Origin of the sequence: Microcystis sp. (assembly GCF_048564745.1) — a bacterium.
Lineage (GTDB): Bacteria > Cyanobacteriota > Cyanobacteriia > Cyanobacteriales > Microcystaceae > Microcystis > Microcystis ichthyoblabe_A.
Genome location: NZ_JBLZRT010000102.1, coordinates 1 through 16,931, shown reverse-complemented (window position 1 = coordinate 16,931; position 16,931 = coordinate 1). Strand labels below are relative to the sequence as shown.

General features: G+C 43.2%; 17 protein-coding genes, 1 tRNA gene and 2 pseudogenes. 9 read left to right on the top strand and 11 right to left on the bottom strand.

Annotated elements, in window-relative coordinates; genetic code table 11:
- Positions 1–181: 181 nt before the first annotated feature.
- A pseudogene (gene speB, locus ACOCD9_RS12115) lies at positions 182–796 on the top strand (agmatinase); the annotation flags it as partial.
- Positions 797–828: 32 nt separating this feature from the next.
- On the opposite strand, the gene ACOCD9_RS12110 reads toward speB (ACOCD9_RS12115), so the two are convergent.
- The 3 genes from ACOCD9_RS12110 to ACOCD9_RS12100 all read right to left on the bottom strand — a co-directional run bounded on the left by ACOCD9_RS12110 (position 829) and on the right by ACOCD9_RS12100 (position 3,626).
- On the bottom strand, positions 829–1,155 hold the full coding sequence (locus ACOCD9_RS12110) for a DUF5615 family PIN-like protein (protein ID WP_002757286.1): 327 nt from the start codon (positions 1,153–1,155) through the stop codon (positions 829–831).
- Complete coding sequence (locus tag ACOCD9_RS12105; RefSeq protein WP_287702547.1) at positions 1,139–1,402, bottom strand: DUF433 domain-containing protein; 264 nt, start codon at positions 1,400–1,402, stop codon at positions 1,139–1,141. Before ACOCD9_RS12105 ends, ACOCD9_RS12110 begins: the two co-directional genes overlap by 17 nt.
- 451 nt (positions 1,403–1,853) lie before the next feature.
- Entirely contained in the window at positions 1,854–3,626 is a 1,773-nt protein-coding gene (locus ACOCD9_RS12100) for a lipoxygenase family protein (RefSeq protein ID WP_419547575.1), read from the bottom strand.
- Positions 3,627–4,023: 397 nt separating this feature from the next.
- Here ACOCD9_RS12100 and speB (ACOCD9_RS12095) point away from each other — a divergent pair, with 397 nt between their 5' ends.
- From speB (ACOCD9_RS12095) to ACOCD9_RS12085, 3 genes are all read left to right on the top strand, one after another.
- Positions 4,024–4,923: an agmatinase gene (speB, locus tag ACOCD9_RS12095; RefSeq protein WP_419547577.1), complete on the top strand. Its 900-nt coding sequence runs from the start codon at positions 4,024–4,026 to the stop codon at positions 4,921–4,923.
- 46 nt (positions 4,924–4,969) lie between these two features.
- Positions 4,970–5,043 (top strand) — tRNA-Val (locus ACOCD9_RS12090).
- An 80-nt stretch (positions 5,044–5,123) separates the two neighbouring features.
- Positions 5,124–6,173 carry an aromatic ring-hydroxylating oxygenase subunit alpha gene (locus ACOCD9_RS12085; protein WP_287703560.1) on the top strand — a complete coding sequence of 350 codons (1,050 nt, stop codon included), beginning with the start codon at positions 5,124–5,126 and terminating at the stop codon, positions 6,171–6,173.
- 148 nt (positions 6,174–6,321) lie between these two features.
- Here the strand turns inward: ACOCD9_RS12085 and ACOCD9_RS12080 are convergent, their stop codons facing one another.
- The 7 genes and pseudogenes from ACOCD9_RS12080 to ACOCD9_RS12050 form a co-directional block, all read right to left on the bottom strand.
- Positions 6,322–7,434: a hypothetical protein gene (locus ACOCD9_RS12080; RefSeq protein WP_287703558.1), complete on the bottom strand. Its 1,113-nt coding sequence runs from the start codon at positions 7,432–7,434 to the stop codon at positions 6,322–6,324.
- Between the two features lie 130 nt (positions 7,435–7,564).
- Complete coding sequence (locus tag ACOCD9_RS12075) at positions 7,565–7,879, bottom strand: DUF1825 family protein (protein ID WP_002738222.1); 315 nt, start codon at positions 7,877–7,879, stop codon at positions 7,565–7,567.
- Between the two features lie 240 nt (positions 7,880–8,119).
- The gene (gene uppS / locus ACOCD9_RS12070; RefSeq protein ID WP_287703556.1) at positions 8,120–8,869 is read right to left on the bottom strand and encodes a polyprenyl diphosphate synthase; all 750 of its coding nucleotides are present in this window, start codon (positions 8,867–8,869) and stop codon (positions 8,120–8,122) included.
- Complete coding sequence (gene cdaA / locus ACOCD9_RS12065; protein ID WP_002799082.1) at positions 8,866–9,786, bottom strand: diadenylate cyclase CdaA; 921 nt, start codon at positions 9,784–9,786, stop codon at positions 8,866–8,868. Before cdaA ends, uppS begins: the two co-directional genes overlap by 4 nt.
- Before the next feature lie 22 nt (positions 9,787–9,808).
- Entirely contained in the window at positions 9,809–11,212 is a 1,404-nt protein-coding gene (lysA, locus tag ACOCD9_RS12060) for a diaminopimelate decarboxylase (protein WP_287703554.1), read from the bottom strand.
- Between the two features lie 298 nt (positions 11,213–11,510).
- Positions 11,511–11,690: a hypothetical protein gene (locus ACOCD9_RS12055; protein ID WP_419547571.1), complete on the bottom strand. Its 180-nt coding sequence runs from the start codon at positions 11,688–11,690 to the stop codon at positions 11,511–11,513.
- A gap of 359 nt (positions 11,691–12,049) precedes the next feature.
- A pseudogene (locus tag ACOCD9_RS12050) lies at positions 12,050–12,205 on the bottom strand (IS5/IS1182 family transposase); the annotation flags it as partial.
- A gap of 65 nt (positions 12,206–12,270) precedes the next feature.
- Here ACOCD9_RS12050 and ACOCD9_RS12045 point away from each other — a divergent pair.
- Genes ACOCD9_RS12045 through queC form a run of 4 tightly spaced genes read left to right on the top strand, consistent with a single transcriptional unit; the run spans position 12,271 to position 14,538 of the window.
- Complete coding sequence (locus tag ACOCD9_RS12045; RefSeq protein WP_287703266.1) at positions 12,271–13,083, top strand: DUF6444 domain-containing protein; 813 nt, start codon at positions 12,271–12,273, stop codon at positions 13,081–13,083.
- A 50-nt stretch (positions 13,084–13,133) separates the two neighbouring features.
- Positions 13,134–13,451 carry a hypothetical protein gene (locus ACOCD9_RS12040; protein ID WP_287703276.1) on the top strand — a complete coding sequence of 106 codons (318 nt, stop codon included), beginning with the start codon at positions 13,134–13,136 and terminating at the stop codon, positions 13,449–13,451.
- Positions 13,448–13,810 (top strand): aspartyl protease, encoded by a 363-nt coding sequence (locus ACOCD9_RS12035; RefSeq protein WP_287703268.1) that lies wholly within the window; start codon positions 13,448–13,450, stop codon positions 13,808–13,810. The genes ACOCD9_RS12040 and ACOCD9_RS12035 overlap by 4 nt, the downstream gene beginning before the upstream one ends.
- A complete protein-coding gene (queC, locus tag ACOCD9_RS12030) occupies positions 13,810–14,538 on the top strand; it encodes a 7-cyano-7-deazaguanine synthase QueC (RefSeq protein ID WP_287703270.1) in 729 nt (242 codons plus the stop codon). Before ACOCD9_RS12035 ends, queC begins: the two co-directional genes overlap by 1 nt.
- Here the strand turns inward: queC and ACOCD9_RS12025 are convergent.
- A complete protein-coding gene (locus ACOCD9_RS12025) occupies positions 14,527–15,099 on the bottom strand; it encodes a manganese efflux pump MntP family protein (protein ID WP_287703272.1) in 573 nt (190 codons plus the stop codon). The two genes, queC and ACOCD9_RS12025, sit on opposite strands and share 12 nt — an antisense overlap.
- Positions 15,100–15,688: 589 nt before the next feature.
- Here ACOCD9_RS12025 and ACOCD9_RS12020 point away from each other — a divergent pair.
- Complete coding sequence (locus ACOCD9_RS12020) at positions 15,689–16,642, top strand: branched-chain amino acid ABC transporter permease (protein WP_287703274.1); 954 nt, start codon at positions 15,689–15,691, stop codon at positions 16,640–16,642.
- The last annotated feature ends 289 nt before the right edge of the window (positions 16,643–16,931 follow it).

Sequence of the window (16,931 nt, the reverse complement as noted above, 5' to 3'; positions counted from 1 at the left end):
TAGACCTCTTGCAAAAGTCTTAAGTCGATCCTTGTACAGCAACATTTTTGAAGATTATCAACTACTAATAAATAATTAACTGAAAGTCCCTCCCATTATTGTTTCTATCGTTTGTTTTCGGATTTATGCAAGAGGTCTATTTATAATAGAAGATTGGACTAAAATTTTCTGTGATTTGCCCATGTTATTGTCTTGCGCCACCGGTAGCGAACAATTTTTAGGTAGTGAAGCGATCGCCACTTACGCCACAGCTAAGGCCGTGATCCTGCCGATTCCCTACGAGGCCACCACCACCTATCGCAAGGGTTGTGAAACCGGACCGGCGGCGGTGATTACCGCTTCCCAACAATTGGAAGCTTATGACGAGGAACTTAAGAGGGAAACCTGTTTAGAAGTGGGCATCTATACCCATGATGCGATCGCCGATACCCGTCAACAACCGCAATTGTCCGCCGAGGAGATGTTAGCCGTCACCACAGCTACAGTTTCTCGTTTAATTGCCGATGATAAGTTTGTCGTCGCCGTCGGGGGTGAACACGCTATCACCACGGGAGTAGTACAAGCTTATCGACAAGCTTTATCGGAACCTTTTACGGTGGTTCAAATTGATGCCCATGGCGATATGCGTTTTGAGTACGAAGGCTCCCACCATAACCACGCCTGTGTGATGCGTCGGGTGTTAGAAATGGGTTTACCGACCTTACCCGTGGGAATTCGGGCTATTTGTCGGGAAGAAGCCGAATTAATCGCTAAACAGCAGATTCCCGTGATTTGGGATCGAGATATCGCTAGGGATGCGGAGTTATGCTGCTTTCGCCAACACAACTTTCAGGAGCCTCCAACTTCAATCACTTCTCCTGGAGAGACTTTATCTAATACGCTACAGGCATCTGGCATTAGGGGAAGTAAGTCAGAAAGTTTGTTGCTGGTTGCTACAAGAACAATAACTGCCACTCCAGTTTGCTGTAAATTTTGCTGATAACGCAAATTTTGATCTGTAGTGAGGAGAATCGTGAAACCCTCCTGACTCATCAGCCTCAGCAACTCACCGTTCTTTTTCCCTGACCATCCCATCTCAACAACTGTGCATACCTCGTAATCGGCAAGCTCACGCTTTAACGGGCGTGGGGCGCATTCATCAAGCAGGATTCGCATAGGCTGTCAACATTTCCTTTGCTAATTCAAGGGCTGAGATCGCCTGTTCTCGACTGACACTGGGAAAATGGTCTAGAAATACCTCTAATGAATCACCAGCCTCAAGATAATCAAGTAGGGTTCTCATCGGCACACGAGTTCCTACAAAAACAGGGGTTCCCCCTAGAATGTCGGGATCACTGTGAACAACACCGGATATTAATGCCATAACAAATATATCCAACTGGCTACTAGCTTTTATAGTCATTGTATCCTAAAGTCATTTGTCGGCTCTATACAAGGTGAGGCTCAGGCATGGGACACTTCACTTGACTACTCTGCCTACATCTTGCCGCTAGACCCAAACTAACTTTTGGATACGATGCACAGTTGGCATTCATACTAAATCTGGTTATTAAAAACTGATTATTTATTCCCCTTTGCCTTTTGCCTCTTGCCTTTTGCCTCTCCTCATAACTAGCCTGTACTCAACGGATTTAGTATCATACCTTGATTCTGCAATGCCTAGACTTACAGCTTTAATCAATGTGCATGGTGCGTTCCCCAAAAATCGATCTGTGGAGCGGTAGAAGTTGCATTAGGGAACGCACCCTACAAGATCGGCGATCGCTAATAAAAATCCCCCCTAAGACCGGGGGATTTTTTTCAGGGTAAAATAGCAAAAGTTGAAAGCCAAGCTTAGAGATATTATCTTAGACTTAAATGCTGATGCTATTGAGTATTAGAGAAGGTTTTAGATAGGTATAGGGTACGATCCGTTTTTGATTATTGGCATCAATCTCTTGTTCGTTCATATTGAGATTTTGCTGAAATTGTCGAAGGAAGCCCGTAATTGTTGCCTGATCACCCTCGGCAAAAACCTCCTCAAACTTCCGGCCATAGAGTTCTCGAAAAGCTTTATCGTAATAGCCCAATCGATCGTATCGATAGTCGGATAAAGTGAACAGACTTTGTAACTGATCGGCAGCCTTTTTATAAGGAGGCAATAGCTGAAGAATGTCTTTTTCGGTAATTGATCCTCTGGCATCTCCAATTATTGATCCTGTAGTATCCTTAATCGCTTCTGGAAGATCACAGTAAGCGGCCAAGGGCATATTAGCGGCAAAAGTCATGTAATCATACTGACCATAGTTAACAGCCGAATGCAGTGGCCCGCAGATAAAAATAATTGTGGTAACGACTTCAATTAAGTCCTCTACATCCGTAAAATTGGCCGGCATTCCCTTCACATTGCCCCCTTGATCTGCCGCAGAATTAGATAATTCTCCGGCCCATGCTTGCAATTCTTGATCGTTAGTGATGTCTTGGGGGTTTGGGTAAAAATAATGGAGATAATCAGAAACAAACTGATTAATAGACTGCCAAACCAGCATCCCATCATCCCGGTAAGGGTAGTGGGGTAGTCGTTCCGTATCGTCCATACCCCGGTTACTTATTTCTTTAGGAAAGGCAAAGTCTCGAAGATTCCAGTTTGCGTAGGCATCCTTAACCAGTGCCATCGACTCGCCCAAGGTGCCGGCCAATAATTCATCCACCGGTCCACCAGGGTTGATCAGTCTCTCTTGTCCCAGATGGTTGTTCGTTAACATAAATCTTAGGTGTGGCTTAAGCAGAAGACTGAGGGGATGATTTTCTGCCAGTTGCCGGGCCGTGCCGATCGCGATCGGTTCCATGACAAAATGAGTTCGACAGAGATGGGAATTCATCTCGTGGTGATTGCTATCGGCCACCTGAACACAAATTTTAGCAAATAGCCAAGCAAGGGGGTTTTTCTCAAAAGGAGTATAAAGCTTTTCCGCATTTTCCCCAAATTGGATAGCGATCGGAACTAATTTGCCCCGATCTCTGATGCCACTTTTCCGCCACCAAAAGAAGGCCCTGGGTTTCGGTAAATATTTTCGCCCTTTGGCATGGGTTCCCCCTTGAATCAAAGAGGGACCGAGATAATTAATGTCCGTACCCGTATAATCGGCAATATAAATGTTTCCCGCTGCTAATTCTTGATTGACCTGAAACAATGGCTCGAAATCTGTCTTAGAACTAGGGATTTGATTGAGAACTTGGGCGCGAGCATCCCCCGGCTTCAGTAAACGTAATACTAGGGGATTAGCTCCCGATAGACGTTGTTCGGCAAAGGCATCATTGGTTTGATAGACTTTGGCGATTTTGGGTAAGGGGATAATGGCAAAGAAGTCCTCATAATCTTGTAGCTCATCGAGGGGATCTAAAAAAGATTTGACTTTGACAGCCAGCATATTGGCCGGTAGTTCCGCAGTTGCCGCCAACCGTTCAGTAATGTACTGAAAGGAAAAGTTTTCCGCTGCAGGCACGGATTCCATGAGGACTAAGGGTGGGAGATACTGATAGTCGTATCTATAGGCTTGGCGTTGAAGATTGAGGGAATCAGCCCGCCGATTCGCATCTGGTTCATTTTGGGGCAGACAAGGAGTGGGAGGAGGGGTATTAACCATTCTGATCAAGTTTGAAAAAATTTAAGTAATTGTACCTTGTTTTTTCTTCCTTACATTGATTTCTGAACATTTTTTAATAATTGATTCTCGCTATCACCCATTTTGATTCTCAACATCTGGCTTTCTTTTTCATCTGGCAACAAATATCAGAACGGGAATATCAATATCAGAAACTCCTCGGGTTTCCAAATCCCAGACAAATTGTTCAAAATTAGGATACTCTGACAAACATTCTTGAATAAACATGGGTACAGCAAAAAAAGTTAAGGGATGTATCTATTGATAGATAAGGGGTTTTGGCTATTGTAGTAGATATGTTTGGGGTCAGTTGAGATAGACAAAAATAGTCAAAATATTTATAATGGAAGGCTGGACTAAAATTTTCTGTGACTTGCCCATGTTATTGTCTGGCGCCACCGGTAGCGAACAGTTTTTAGGGAGTGAAGCGATCGCCACTTACGCCACAGCTAAGGCCGTGATCCTGCCGATTCCCTACGAGGCCACCACCACCTATCGCAAGGGTTGTGAAACTGGACCGGCGGCGGTGATTACCGCTTCCCAACAATTGGAAGCTTATGACGAGGAACTTAAGAGGGAAACCTGTTTAGAAGTGGGCATCTATACCCATGATGCGATCGCAGATACCCGTCAACAACCGCAATTGTCCGCCGAGGAGATGTTAGCCGTCACCACAGCTACAGTTTCCCGTCTAATTGCCGATGATAAATTTGTCGTCGCCGTCGGGGGTGAACACGCTATCACTACGGGAGTAGTACAAGCTTATCGACAAGCTTTATCGGAACCTTTTACGGTGGTTCAAATTGATGCCCATGGCGATATGCGTTTTGAGTACGAAGGCTCCCACCATAACCACGCCTGCGTGATGCGTCGGGTGTTAGAAATGGGTTTACCCACCTTACCCGTGGGAATTCGGGCTATTTGTCGAGAAGAAGCGGAATTAATCGCTAAACAGCAGATTCCCGTGATTTGGGATCGAGATATCGCCGGTGATCCGAATTGGATCGAAAAAGCGATCGCCAAAATTACCACCGAGAAGATATTTTTAACCATAGACGTGGATGGCATCGATCCCGCTTTAATTCCGGGGGTGGGAACACCGGAACCGGGGGGGTTAAGTTGGCATCAAACCCTAAACTTTCTCCGTCGTCTTTTCCAAACTCATCAGGTGATTGGCTGCGATGTGATGGAATTGGCTCCGATTAGTGATTCGGTGGTCTCGGAATTTACCACTGCCAAGTTAATTTATAAGTTAATTGGCTATCAATTTACTTTCTAGGGGCTTGCCTAATTAGGAGCAATCGTGTTATAATAGCGATCCGTGCGGACGTATAGCTCAGTTGGTTAGAGTACATCGTTGACATCGATGGGGTCACTGGTTCGAATCCAGTTACGTCCATAAATTATCTGCCCTAGTCTTGGTCATAACCTTCATTTCTAATGATAGGATGAACGATCGAAGCTCTCCAGACAAATCCTATGACTAGCTTACTGCGCGACTTTTGGTATGTGGCCACACCGGCAAATAAACTGAAACCCGGTCAGCTAATGGCCAAAAAAATGCTAGGTGAACCGATTGTTGTTGGCAGGAGAGAGGATGGAGAAGTGTTCGCATTGCGGGATATTTGCCCCCATCGTGGCATTCCGCTGCACCATGGCTGGATTGAAGGGGATGGGGTGTACTGTTGCTATCATGGCTGGAAATTTAATACTAGCGATGGCGTTTGTTCTGAGATCCCCTCATTAACGGAACACGATCGCCTTGATATTAGCAGAATTTGTGTCACCAGTTATCCCTGTCGTGAAATACAAGGTCATATCTGGGTGTTTATTCCGGCAGACTCAAAAAGAGAAATTAATCGAGAAAATCTGCCCCCTGTGCCGACTATTGCCGATTTTGGCAAACTTACCCCCAAAATAGCCGAAACTATCACTTTTGACTGCAATATTGACCATGCAGTGGTGGGATTGATGGATCCGGCCCACGGTCCCTACGTTCATACTTCTTGGTGGTGGCGCAGCGGTCCGCGCCAATTTCGGGTCAAAGAAAAACAATACGAACCTGTTCCCCTCGGTTTTCGTCTTGCCCCCTATGATATGCCAGTAAGTGCGAAACCCTATAAAATTTTGGGTAATAAAGTATCGATTGAAATTGTTTTTGAATTGCCCTCGGTGCGTACAGAAATACTGCGAGGCGATCGCCATTTGGCCTGTGCTTTTACGGCAATTACTCCCATCGATGAAAATCACTGCGAAGTCCATCAAAGTTTATACTATACGATTCCTTGGTTGGCATTTTTAACCCCTCTTTTGCGTTATTTAACCCTACAATTTCTTAAACAGGATCGCGATGTGGTAATTAAACAACAGGAAGGACTTAGTCATCATCCGGCTTTGATGTTAATTGATGATGCCGATACCCAGGCCAAATGGTATTATCGCCTTAAGCAAGAATACGAAAAATCTCAAGCAGAAAAGCGGGATTTTGTCAACCCCATTAAAGCACAAATTTTACGGTGGCGTAGTTAGAATTAAGTAGCTGGTTATAATTAAATTAAAAATGGATTTTAGGTTCGATCCCCCCTGCCCCCCTTGATAAGGGGGGTGCCGATCCCCCCTGCCCCCCTTGATAAGGGGGGTGTCTGATTTTAACGCCTACCTACTTAGATCATTTTATTTAGGTTCTCACTAAGGATTTATTGACACTGGTTTCAATTTGATAAATAGAGGAAAGGACGCTACCTTGATGATTATTGACTAGATCGTATTTGACTTCTTGTAAATAATTAAAAATGGCATCTCGCAGAATCGGTTTTTCAATGTTTACCGTGTGCTGATAGTCCCATAAATCCCACACTATCAAACCAATTCCCACGATTGGATCGATTAATTCTGCCCCAAAACTACTCGCTACTGCTCCACCGGTTTTAGTGGCAATTTTCGCCCCCGTTTTTCCCGCTAGGGACAAATAAACTGTGCTGCCCACTTTCATCACTGGAATCAGAGATTTAACTCCCAAAGCAGTGGCACCACCGACTAAAAGTTTGATTGATGTGTTAGAAATATTGCCCTCGGTATCTTGAATTGTTATGGCTATATCACTAAGATAACGGTCCCATTTGCCTTGGGGAATTTGATAACTGGCCTGTATATTTGCCAATTCATTGCTTAAATTATTGACATATAAATTAACGGCATCTCTAGTAATTCTCTCTAGACGCAATTGGGCCTCTTGGGGACGAATTACCCTTTTAGTAAACTCGGTTTGAATAGTTTTGGTCAAATTTTCTGCCACCACCTGTTCTGGGGGTGGATTATCTGTATTGACCCAGTGAGCGATCGAGGAGTATAATCCACTTAAAAAGGCCTTGCCCTCAAATTGTTTTTGATTGAAATAGTTAAAATACCAAGGCAAAAAACCCTGATCTACTCGTGTCATCAACTCCTCCACCCATCCCTCAATTTCTCCTAGGGCGAAGTTTTGAGAATTTGCTCTCGCTGTCTGTAAAGCTTGGCTAATTTCTCGATCGATTTGACTGTTAGATTTTTGGGGTATAGTGATGGGAATCTCTAGGTTAGTTTCGGTAGCAACCCTAGTTTTTAACGGTTCATTGCCGGCAGTTCCTAGCCAAATTTTCCCTAAAAGAGGCACGATAACCACTAGAACAACTATAGCCCAAATTAACGGGGTGATCGCCTTAATCAGTTGACTGATCGCCTGAATGCGGTTAGTTTTTTCACTATACTGAGGTGGCTCAATATTCTCTTGTGAATCTGGCCTGGAGTTCATCAGCTAACCTACTTAAAATTATTAGATCATCGTTCTCGAAAAACCGCAGAAACCCCAAATTTCCGAGCGGTAAACTGGAGAAGCCATTATCGGGTAGAAGACAGCCAAGACCCGATAAATATCGGCAATTTCAGCGAATTTCTGCCTTCATCCGCTCAAGGGTTTGCTGCATTTGGTCGAACATCATTTGCGGAGTCATGCCAAATTGACCTAATTGGGTTTTTAGCTGTTCTACAGTCATTTGGGCGGAGAAATCCTCAGATAACTCGAAACGCTTCATAAATATCTTGTAGCGTTCCATTAACTCCTCCATCCTATCGATAAAGATGATTTTGCCCTCTCGATCGAATTTACCGTACTCGCTGCCCAGTTGTGTGAGAGACTGGTAATCCTCAAATAGCTGTCTAGCTTCCTGTTGAACCACTTCTGAGTCAAAGAATCCCATAATCTTAAAACGGCTTATCGTCGATAGTTATTCTCCATCCCATTTTATTTTAGCTGGGGAAAAAGTCTAGCTCCAACCCATTTACGGATTACCGTATTGGGGAAATTGAGAGGACCACAAACGGCCCCCCCGTCGCGGTTTAACCGTTGTCTCAGGGAGTTTAAGATTAAAAGTGAAAAATCAAAAATTGTCCTTTAACTGCCCCACAGTGGCTATTTCGCTCAATTTAGGCCGCAGCCCTTATAATTTGCCAAAACGACGATGACGACCCTGATAATCTTTTAAAGCGCGGTGAAATTGCACTCGATCGAAATCGGGCCAGAGGGTGTCAGTAACGTAGATTTCCGCGTAGGCCATTTGCCAGAGTAAAAAATTACTAATTCGCATTTCCCCACTACTGCGAATTAACAGATCTGGGTTAGGAATCCCGGCAGTATAAAGATACTGTTCAAAGAGAGATTCATCGATCGCTTCCGGGGAGATTAAACCCTGTTGCACCTGACGAGCGATCGCTTGACAAGCTTGCACAATTTCCTCTCGGCCACCATAATTAGTAGCTACCGTAAATTGAATACCGGAATTTTTGCTAGTTTCTGCTTGAGATTTAGTAATTTCCCGTCTTAAAGACTCTGGCAAGGCTGATAAATTACCAATAAAGCGAATTTTGACATTTTCCTGCATCATTTCCTCTAATTCGCGCCGCAAAACCCGCTCGAATAGAGTCATTAAAAACTCCACTTCCTCCAGGGGACGACCCCAATTTTCCGTAGAAAAAGCATAAGCGGTTAAAGCGGGAATCCCCCAGTCACGACAACAGCGCAGCAAGTCTTTTAGTGCATCCACTCCCCGTTGATGGCCCATAATCCGCGGTAAACCACGACTTTTCGCCCAACGACCGTTCCCATCCATAATCACTGCGACGTGCTGAGGCAAACGGTTTTTATCTAAATCCGTGGGTAATTCTGGTGATAAGCTCGGTTTAACAGTCATTTTCTATCTTTCGGGGTTGCTCTGGGCGAACGGGAGAATTTTTCTAAGATTAGACGACCTTTTAAGCCAATTGTACGCCCTAAACGTCCCCAACTCGGTGCGACCACTTCCCCCTCTCCCGACGGAGAAAACTTCGCTTCGAGAAGCTCTTTTAGTTTACTACTGGTTAAAGGCCGATCCAAATTACCCCCCGACGCGAGGGAAATCGAGCCAGTTTCCTCAGAAACCACAATACAGATACAATTATCTAGCCTTTCGGTAATGCCCATGGCCGCCCGATGACGGGTGCCTAATTGCCTAGAGGTACTGCGCTCCGATAGGGGTAGAATAACACCAGCGGCCACCACTCGATCGCCCCGAATAAATACGGCCCCATCGTGCAGTAAAGTTTTAGTTTGAAAAATAGTTTGAATTAATTCCTTAGATACTTGGCCATTGAGCGTCACCCCCGGATTGACAAACACCTTGGTGTCGAGATTGCCACTGGTTTCTAATACCATCAGCGCACCGGTGCGATTTTGAGATAGATCCTTCACCGCGTCCACTAACTCATCAATGACATTATCGGTCTTGGGAGTGGGGGAACTTTTTTTAAATAATTCCCACACTTGACCTTTGCCCAATAATTCTAAAAAACGGCGGAATTCCGACTGAAAAATCACAGCGATGGCCACCGCTGCCCCTAAAATCAATTTTTCTAGGACTAACCCTAGCAAGCGCAATCCTAGGGCATCGCTAATCACCGAGGCCAGCATTAAATAGATTAGTCCTCGCACCATCCAAAAGGTACGCCGCTCGCCGATAATTAGCAGCAGCATATAGGTAAGGAGGAGAACTAACCCAAAGTCTAGGACTGACAGACCATGGCTGAGAATCCAGGACAATAACCGGCGAGGGTCCAGAAAAAAACCCGACATGGGGGGACAATAGCGATGAGGTTTATATTAAGGAGAGTCGAGTGGGTAAGCGGTCTTGACGCAGCAAATCCGCCAGATTTTCCCGTTCAAGGATCAGATTAGCTTCTCCGTTTTGGACAATTACCGCCGCCGGACGGGGTAAGCGGTTGTAATTAGAAGCCATACTGTAGTTATAGGCCCCCGTGGCTAAAACCACTAAAATATCCCCCGGGTTGGTTTTCGGTAGCGTAATATCCTTAATTAGAATATCCCCAGATTCACAATGTTTTCCAGCTATTGTCACCAATTCCTGACATTCTTGACTCATTTTATTGGCAACCACGGCCCGGTAAACCGATTGATAGGTAATCGGTCGGGGATTATCAGACATTCCGCCATCGACGGCGATATAGGTGCGGATTTCGGGGATTTCTTTGCGATTACCCACTGTATAGGCCGTTACGCAAGCGGTGGCAATCAAAGAGCGTCCCGGTTCGGCAATGAGCAGCGGATAAGCGATACCTCTTTCCTGACAAGCTTTAGCCACTGCTAAGGACACCGCTTGCACCCATTCCTCGATACTTGGGGGGTCATCACTTTCGAGGTAGCGAATCCCTAAACCACCACCGACGTTTAATTGCTCTAGGGGTAAACCCCGTTCTAAACCTAATTTAAACCAGTCTGCCAAGACAGCGGCTAGGTCTTGGTGGGGTTGACGTTCAAAAATCTGGGAACCGATGTGAGCGTGTAAACCCAGACAATTCAGCACCGGATGAGCTAAAACATAGTCAAATACCGCTTCGATTTGATGAGGGTCAAAACCAAATTTACTGTCTAAGTGACCCGTGCGAATATATTCGTGGGTGTGGCACTCGATGCCGGGGGTTAACCGCAACAGCATCGGAATAGGGTTATCAGGGCGGTTTTCGCCTAATTTAACCAGATTTTCTAACTCTAGCCAGTTATCAACGATGATAATGCAGTTATGCTCGATCGCATATTCTAACTCGGCGATCGATTTGTTATTACCATGAAAGTATATCGGCACATCGGTTTTATTGATCTGGTCTAAAGCGGTTAACACTGTGTGAATTTCTCCGGCCGACACCACATCGAAACCTAATCCTTCACTAGCGACCACGGCCGATACGGCCAGGCAATTCCACGCTTTCGAGGCATAAATTACCCTAGATTCTCCGGGATAATGAGTCTGGAAACCTTGCAGATATTGACCACAGGCAGTGCGGAGGGTGACTTCATCGACAATATACAAGGGTGAACCGAAACGTTCCACTAGGGTGGTCACATCGCAACCACCGATTTCTAGACAATCGCGGTTATTAACCTTGGCTGTCAGGGGTAACAGGGTTTGATTCGGGGATAGACAATCTTGATAGGCTAAATATTTTTGTCCGGAATTGCTGATTTTAGGTTCAGTTGATAGCATGATCGGTGTTTTTTGTCAAGAAATCGATAATTTTTGTTACAATCTCCGTGCATCCCCGATTCAGTCAAGGGAATTTTGACCGTCGGTGATCTAGATATAGTCATTTCAATTAAGATTGAGAATATCAATGCCAGAGTTCATAAGGATCCAACCAGTCTAGATTGTATCAGACTTATCTGAAATGACTATAACCAAAATAGTTCTCTCTTTCACTTGACGACAAGTTCTAACCTTTCTCTGATCAGTAAAAATCCCTAGGAAATCCTGCTATACTTTGCACGGCTACAACTTGCATTTTTTACTCAAAGACAGCGCAAACTTCATTAATAATTTGTGTACTGATTAAGATATTTTCCCTGCTGGTTAAAGCGTTCGCTAGATCGCGTTTTTGCCTTTCTTCAGCATCGTTACACTCTGGATCTATTAAAAGACGGTATAGCCAGATATTAGAATCACAAAAATCAAGAGGATTGTCCATAATTATAGCTGATGAATTTCTTGCCGATTTAGTTGAAGAATACCTTTAACAGCAACGGGTTTTTGAGTTAATTCGGCAATGATTCCAGTGGTTGATATTTTTTTATTTTGTTTGATCACAATAGAACTCTTGCAAATTAATTATATGTTATAATGATGGGTTAACTAATTTTTTTGGGAAAATTAGTTAACCAGTACATTCGTCCTGAATGAAAACTTGAAGTTTAACTTTTAACTCAAAACTCTTTAGATATGCTTTAATTTGGTTATCAAAACCTCTTTATTTAAGCGGCACAAACTATCTCAATTTTTATAATTGAGAATAAATTCTCCTTGACTTGATTAATCTTTAGGCAACTTTTAAGAAGCTGCTATACCTATCCCTAACTCACAGTTATAAATAGCCGCCAACAAGTTAACTCTTAAACTATATCTTCGACGACGATTCCGCTATTTACAGGATAAGATTTTAAAGATTTTGAGTTTCCTATTTATAGGTTCAATGATAATCCTTTCGTAATTAGTCAGTGCAATAAGAAAAATTAACTGAGAATGGACAAAAAGCACTGCCTGAGTGTATCATGGCAGATATGGCAATTAACGACCAACTACTGTCCACCTTAATCAATGCCCCAGACTTCGACCCAGAACAGATGGCGGCGGCCTTTTGCTGCGAAGCCTATGTACTACAGAAAAAAAAGAATCAAGAACGAGAAAGCAAGCTAGTCCAACTAGAAGAAGAATTAGAGCAGTTCAAGGAAAAGTTCCACAAGCTTATTCAAAGGAGCAGTGAAAATAGCTCCCAACCGCCATCGGCAGACAAATACAAAAAAAAGAGTCAAGGAGCAGGGACGAAAGGGAAAAAGAGAGGACCTGCCCACGGTTATGAGGGGAAAACAGGCAATGGCTTTGAACAAGTAGATAACTATATAGCACTGAACCGGGAAATCTGTCCAGTCTGTGGGACTGTACCAGAGAAAGTAGGAACAGCCCCCGTCAAGCGCAATCAGATAGCTGAATTGGTAAGTAAACCAGTACAAATTAATGAATATCAGCGACCACTCTACCAATGCCCGAATTGTGGGAAACAAGGCTATGCTGAGTTACCCCTGGGTTGTCGGGAAGACTTTAGTTACGCTGCATTACTGAGCAGTTTGGTCGGATGGTTGGGTTATGGGGGTCATCTGAGTTGCGCGAAACAAAGGTATCTGGTGGAGACAAGTTTAGGCCTTCCGATGTCTCAAGGAAGTCTCGCCAAAATGCAGCAATGGTTCTGTCAAAGCCTCTACCCTAACTGTAGCGGGCGCGCGTTCTCCACCTCAAAAAGACTTTGTACTATCTATCTAGGGCTTAAGGACTACTTTATTCTCAATAATCGCTGCTTCTTGCTGTGACTAATTACGCCTATCCTAACCAAGAAGTTAATTTTGTCCTATTACTTACTATGTCTAACAACAATTCTGAACGAGTAGTGCGTCGTGGTCGAGTTTTTCCAGAGATGCAATCTACAGAGGAAGAAAAGGCCAAACATCGCGCCCGACAATTAGAATTTTATCATCGTTGTTGGCCGATTTTTCAGAGTTTACAGCCCCGGTTAATGAAACATTATTATGGTTGGTACATTGCGATCAAACCCGATAGCGGCGATTATTTTATCGATCCCGATCAAGAAGTGGCCAGCAAAAAAGCCAGGGCAAAATATCCCGACAAAATTCATCACATCTTTGGCATTAATGAAACTGGAGTTAGTGGCAGAATATGATTGAAGGGAGATTGGGAAGCAAAGGACAAATTTATTTTGATATCGATTTAGTTGGCGATGATGGATTGATTCTCCCCGCAGAAGTTATGCTGGATACGGGGGTTACCGAGTTTTTAGCCATAAATAGTCAAGATGCTGACAGTCTTGATTGGCGTTTTTTGCGACAAAATAAATTGATAACCGCTCAAGGAGAAGCATTTTTTGATATATATTTAGGCAGAGTAAGAATTGATGGTCAGGAATACGAAATTCCCGTTTTTGCAGGGGAGGCAATTCAGGAGATTTTGTTAGGTTCGCGGTGGCTCAAACAATTTATCTTAGTAGCTAATTATCAACAAACACAGGTGACATTAGGGTAATGACAAAAAAGGCGATTATTTTACTTTCCGGGGGATTAGATTCAGCGACAACAGCAGCGATCGCTTTAGCTGCTGGTTATCAATTAATCGCCCTTTCCTTTCGTTATGGACAAAGACACGAGCGGGAATTAGCGGCGGCGAAAAAAATTGCTAATTTCCTCAATATTAAAGAACATCATCTGATCGAAGTCAATCTATCTTTGTGGGGAGGTTCCGCTTTAACCGATCAATCTATTGCTATTCCCCAAGAGGGAATTAACCCAGATATTATCCCGATTACCTATGTGCCGGGGAGAAATACAGTTTTTATTTCGATCGCTCTTTCTTTAGCGGAAGCAAGGGCAGCGGAGGCGATATATTTAGGAATTAATGCGGTGGATTATTCTGGTTATCCCGATTGTCGTCCCGAGTATTTAGATGCCTTTCAAACTTTAGCTAATTTATCATCGAAAGCGGGTTTAGAAGGTAAAGCGCCCCAATTAATTGCCCCTTTGGTGATGGATAGTAAGGTAGATATCGTCCGTCGTGCTGTTAGTTTAGGGGTTCCCATTGCTGATACTTGGTCTTGTTATCAAGGAGAAGTTGAACCCTGCGGTTTATGTGATTCCTGTCGCATCAGAGATCAGGCTTTAATTGAGGCTGGTTATCCCGAATTAGCCACTCCCCTGTGGAAACAGTCGGAGAAAATAGGGAGGATAGTAAAAAATGGAGATAATCTAGGCAATTAAATGTTCAATGAGGATTTTACTGCCGATTAATATTAAAACTAAACCGCCGAGAATTTCCACCTTTTGACTAAATAAATTACCGAATTTATGCCCGATAAAAACAGCTATAAAACATAAAGCAAAGGTAATAAAACCGATGACAGTGCAAGCTAAAAGTAAGGGAGTTTTAATCATCGACAAACCCAAACCAACTACTAAAGCATCGATGCTAGTAGCGATCGCTAATCCGATTAAAGTATAGGAATCTAGAGGATTAAATTTTTTTTCCTCGTCATCATTTTGAACAGCTTCGTAGATCATTTTACTGCCGATCGCCCCCAAAATAATAAAAGCGATCCAGTGGTCAAAAGAGGCGAGTAAATCGCGACAAGTTAGACCGATACCCCAACCGATCATCGGCATAATCGCTTGAAATCCCCCAAAAAACAAAGCAATTTTCAAAGCCTTATTAACATGAATATGACGAATCATCAGGCCACTGGTCAGAGAAACGGCCACGGCATCGGCGGCTAATCCCACGGCCACAAAGGAAGTGGTTAAAAGTTCGAGTGAAGTAAACATCTATAGTTGTTTATCCTTTAATTTCCCCTTATCTTAACTAATTTTTCCCCAAAAAACTTTCATATTTATCTCATGATCCTCTCATTTATCTATCATTTCTCTAACCTAAAAATTAACTGCTCGATTAGTGAGAGGAGCGAATTGAAAACGTTTAAAAGCAAAAGTATCACCGTAGAGATTGAGGGTGATTACCGGTTCCTCACCGATTGCCTGAATCTGATGGATTGCTTCTGGGGTAAAACTGATGATATCCTCAGCTTCTAGGACTTTTTCGCTCGCTACTGCGATTTTATCGGGAAATTCAGTTAGAGGAGTCCGAGGAACCAGTTTTTGGAGTTAACTAACCAATGCTGCTGTTTCGTGAATTCCCCTGAATTTTTTCCCAGACAAAGTTAAGAAAGATACCTTTTCCCATCATCGATCATCCCGTCTGCTTTTCCGGTGGCGAACGCTACCATATAGGAAAAGTACCAAGTAAAAAATGATCATAATTTCGAGAATTACCAGAGAATCAGAGGGGAGAGAATGGTGATAGAATTAGCTAATTGACTCCAGTAACTTAAGCACCCAATAACCGCTCACCGAAAATATGGCTGATTTTTTTAACACCTATGGTTTTTTAATTGTTTCAATGATATTTGGAGCCAGCTTAGGCATTTCAGTTTATCTGCCCTTAATGGCCGGTCAATTATCCTTAGCAACCCCCGGTTTTTACGCTTTAGGTGGTTATGTGGCCGCCATTCTTTCCACGAAAGTTTTTACTAATACCGGTAGCAATTATCCCCTTACTTTGGTCTTTTTAGAAATTTTAGTTGCTGGCATTATTTCAGGAATATTAGCCATAGTTTTAGGTATTCCTGTTCTCCGTTTGCGAGGTATTTATTTAGCTATTGCCACGATCGCTTGGGTAGAAATTTTGAGAATTATTGCCCTTAATCTCGATATAACTGGTGGTGCAGTCGGTATTTTTGCCATTCCCCAACCTTTCACCACTCAATTAGCCTACCTTTGGCTGGCTTTGCCCCTCTTATTCCTAACTATGCTGTTTCTCTACCGGTTAGAAAACATCAAAATTGGTCGGGCATTTAATGCCATTCGTGCCGATGAATTGGCAGCTGCGGCTATGGGAATTAATCCCACCTATCACAAGGTTTTATCCTTCACTTTCGGGGCAGTTTTAGCGGCAGTTGTGGGGGCGGTAAGCGCCCATTTTCTCAATACTTGGAATTCCCGTCAAGGAACTTTTGATGCCAGTATTATTTTCTTGGCTTTCGTTTTAATTGGTGGTTCAAGAACTTTTATCGGTCCAGTGGTGGGAGGCATTGTTTTAACTGCTTTGCCCGAAGTTTTACGCGCTCTCGGCGGCGTGAATGGTTTACCAATTTGGTTAGGTAATTTCTTACGCGATGGTCGTTTAATTATTTTTGGGATTTTAATCGTTTTGGGAACGATTTTTTATCCTCAAGGCTTAATTACACCTGAATTAATCAAAAAACTAATTCCTTTTAAAAGAGGTTCCTCTCCTAGTCAAGTTGATTCCTAATTACAGCAAATATATAAAATGTTAATAAATAAGCGGGCAAATCAAAGGTAATTAATTATGGAACTCGAAGATTATTTTTTATTCCTCTCCGAAGACAATACGGCTCTTGGGGAATTGTTAGGCTGTTCAGCATCTAAATAGCGTATAATATGGCATAGAACGAGTTAGTTAGGACAGATGCCTGAAGGCTTTACTCACAGCATCCACAAGGTTTTCACTATCATTGATAATCTGACTAACATAGTTTTTCAATCTAGCCCAGAACTTTTCAATTTTGTTGAGATCTGGA